1 protein-coding gene and 1 pseudogene are annotated in these 1454 nt (G+C 57.7%); both read right to left on the bottom strand.

What is annotated here, in order from left to right:
• A pseudogene (locus ACWUKX_RS30905) lies at positions 1-298 on the bottom strand (ectoine/hydroxyectoine ABC transporter substrate-binding protein EhuB); the annotation flags it as partial.
• A gap of 670 nt (positions 299-968) precedes the next feature.
• Positions 969-1259 (bottom strand): hypothetical protein, encoded by a 291-nt coding sequence (locus ACWUKX_RS30900; protein ID WP_456010447.1) that lies wholly within the window; start codon positions 1257-1259, stop codon positions 969-971.
• Between the last annotated feature and the right edge of the window lie 195 nt (positions 1260-1454).

Below are 1454 nucleotides of genomic sequence, written 5' to 3'. Positions count from 1 at the left end.
GCGAGCCCCAGTCGGTTACGACCGCCTCGACTTTGGTCGTCCCCATCTTCTTGAGAACGTCCAGCGTCATCGCGTTCACTATCCCGAGGGGCTCTCCGTTGGCTCCGGGATAGGCGCTGGGAGGCTCGTTGGAGAAGCCGAGGCGGATGGTTTCTCCATTCTTGATTCTCTCGAGCAGCGACTCCGCCGATGCCGAACCGGCAAGCGAGGCGACCGCCATCGCCGCAATACCGAGTGCCGCCATCCCCTTCAAGATTGTAGATTTAAAGCTGTGGTTTTCCTGCTTCCGCTTGACCATTGGGTAGTCCTCCCGGTTCGGTTTTTGCCATCGTCTCCCAAAACGCATCCTGAGACATTCGGCGGTTCCCATCATCATGGGCGCCGTAGAGTCGCGCTTCGCTTGCCCTAGTTTCTTCTAGCGCGGCCACTCGGCACCAGCTTCAATATAGCAGTGCGATGGACGTTCCTTGCGCTGATTTCTCAGCAGACACGCAGGAAATCGGCGTATCTTCCCCAAGGGCGCAGATTTTCATCAAACCGATGCCAAATCAAGCTGAGCACATCCGCCTGTCGCAACATAGGCCGGATTTCGCTGTCTCGACCCTCGACCAAGAGCGTTGTCCGGTGCGCTTGGCCGTGTTTCTTCCGTTGACAGACGCCACGCATGGGAAATGCTCGCAGGCGAGGCAAGCATGCAGCTCGGCCAACCTGAAGGAGCGGATTGGCCAACGATAAGAAGCGGCGTTGCTTATGGGCATTGGCTGGTCAGCCATACTGAGCGCAAGGGGGTGAGGTTTCTGGCCGCTCCCGCTTGGGTGCAATGCTTGCCCCATCGGAATAGTAGCGATCCGACCTGATGTCGCCGCCGGATTTGCGCCCTTTCCTCAGAGCCGTCATCGTATATCTGGATGTAGTCCGCCGCGTGCTCGTTTAGCTGGCCAATTGCTCGCATCGGAGAGATCTTTTGATCAGTGCAAACCGGACGAACATGGGATGTGTGCAAAAATACAAACCATCGAGCTGCCGAGCTGCGGTCGGCGAAATCTCAACTGTGAGCGGCTGATCCCTGAGAAACACCGGGCGCCCGATTTCAAACGGGACACCCCAAGCGACGCACGAGCCGGAATGTGCGAACGGAGCTGTCGCCGCCAGCTCGGCTGAAACGTCTCGATGGCCTGCAAGCTCTCGAACGTGAAGTTGCCATCAAAGCTGACAGGCCGGAACAGTGGCGAAGCGTGGCCGGCGCGGTAGGCGCTCATGCTTCAGTCCTCCATCTCCTCAGGTTGCTGGCCGACCAGTGATCAGCAGGTCTTTTTGAGTTCTCGACGTGACGGTCGAGTGTTGCTCAACAGGCAGCAGGTTGTGAACGTGCCAATACGTCGATCCGGTCTTCCTTCAGAATTGCGTCGGAGATTTTCTCAGCCACCATGATCGTTGGAATGTTTGTATTGGCC

This window comes from Mesorhizobium sp. f-mel, assembly GCF_053850215.1.
This window is presented reverse-complemented; position numbering and strand designations above follow the sequence as displayed.

Excerpts from the sequence above, each read along its gene's own strand:
- ACWUKX_RS30900 (WP_456010447.1), bottom strand. The coding sequence starts at position 1,259 with ATGAGCGCCTACCGCGCCGGCCACGCTTCGCCACTGTTCCGGCCTGTC.